The sequence below is a fragment of the Nonlabens sp. genome, from assembly GCF_018401815.1.
Lineage (GTDB): Bacteria > Bacteroidota > Bacteroidia > Flavobacteriales > Flavobacteriaceae > Nonlabens.
The window spans coordinates 1-1,390 of the sequence record NZ_JAGYKG010000026.1; the positions used below are offsets into that span (position 1 = coordinate 1).

Here is a 1,390-nt window from a genome sequence, read left to right on the forward strand (position 1 = left end):
TAGGGTATGTTTTGTGGTAGTTATTGCTTTTTCGTCATTTGTTGGTTTTATATGATTTTAGTTTAATCCTATTTTTTGTTTGAATTTGGCGATGAATCGTTTTACAGTCCTTCAAACAATTTCTAACTTGACTTTTTAAAATTTAATTCAACGATTGAAGGAAGAACAACAACAATGGCACGTAATATACTCTAAGCCTAGAAACGAAAAGAAGGTTCATTCGGCTCTATCAGAGGCAGGTTTTGATGTGTATTGCCCGCTTAACAAAACTAGGCGCAAATGGAGCGACCGCTATAAAGTGGTTGAAGAGCCGCTCTTTCGATCGTATGTGTTTATTAAGATCAATGGCAGTCAGCTGTATGATATTCTAAAATTTGATGGGGTTGTGCGTTTTCTGTATTGGAACAGAAAGCCCGCCATTGTTCGTGAAGATGAGATTGAATTGATCAAGCGGTTTTTGGGCGAGTATGAGTCCGTTCGTTTAGAGTCTGCCGAATTTCAGGTGAACCAACATGTCACCTTCACTGCTTCTAATTTCATGGGGCAACAAGGCAAAGTGTTAGAGGTAAGAAATAAAGAGGTTAAAGTGCTCATTGAAAGCATGGGGTACTATCTTGTAGCTTCTGTTGATAAGGCTAAATTAGAACCTTCAAGAGCGAAAAGTATATGAAAGGCATCATTCTCGCAGGAGGCTCTGGTACGCGCCTCTATCCCATAACCAAGGCCATAAGTAAGCAGTTGATGCCTATTTACGATAAGCCGATGATTTATTATCCGCTTTCTACCCTTATGCTCGCGGGCATTCGCGAAATACTCATAATAACCACCCCTGAAGATCAGCCTCAGTTTATGCGCTTACTAGGCGATGGCGCTCAAATCGGCTGCCACATTAGCTACGCCGCGCAAGAAGTGCCCAACGGGCTGGCCCAAGCCTTTGTGATCGGAGCTTCATTTATTGGAAACGACAGTGTTGCTTTAGTGCTCGGAGATAATATTTTCTACGGTCAAGGCCTTGGCCGCCAATTAAAACAGCTTACTGAAATAAATGGCGCTTGCGTCTTCGCCTATAAAGTTTCAGACCCCGAGCGCTACGGAGTCGTTGAATTTGACTCAAACCACAACGCCGTTAGCATAGAAGAAAAGCCCAAAGCCCCCAAATCCCGATTTGCTGTACCAGGGCTTTACTTTTATGATAATAGTGTGGTTGCCATAGCCCAGAATTTGCAGCCCTCGGCAAGGGGTGAATACGAAATTACCGATGTAAATAGGGTATATCTTGAGAAAGCGCAATTGAAAGTGTCTGTTTTGCCAGCAGGAACCGCTTGGCTTGATACTGGTACGTTTGAATCGTTGAGCGATGCCAGTGAATTCGTGCGCGTTATCGAACAGC

The 1,390-nt window shown here is 43.2% G+C and carries 2 protein-coding genes; both read left to right on the top strand.

All coding sequences use genetic code 11. The features are described from left to right. Positions 1 to 154: 154 nt before the first annotated feature. A complete protein-coding gene (locus tag KG732_RS12965; protein WP_213524453.1) occupies positions 155 to 670 on the top strand; it encodes a UpxY family transcription antiterminator in 516 nt (171 codons plus the stop codon). Then, on the top strand, positions 667 to 1,390 hold a 724-nt coding region (gene rfbA, locus KG732_RS12970; RefSeq protein WP_213524455.1), incomplete at its 3' end, for a glucose-1-phosphate thymidylyltransferase RfbA. The genes KG732_RS12965 and rfbA, both read left to right, overlap by 4 nt.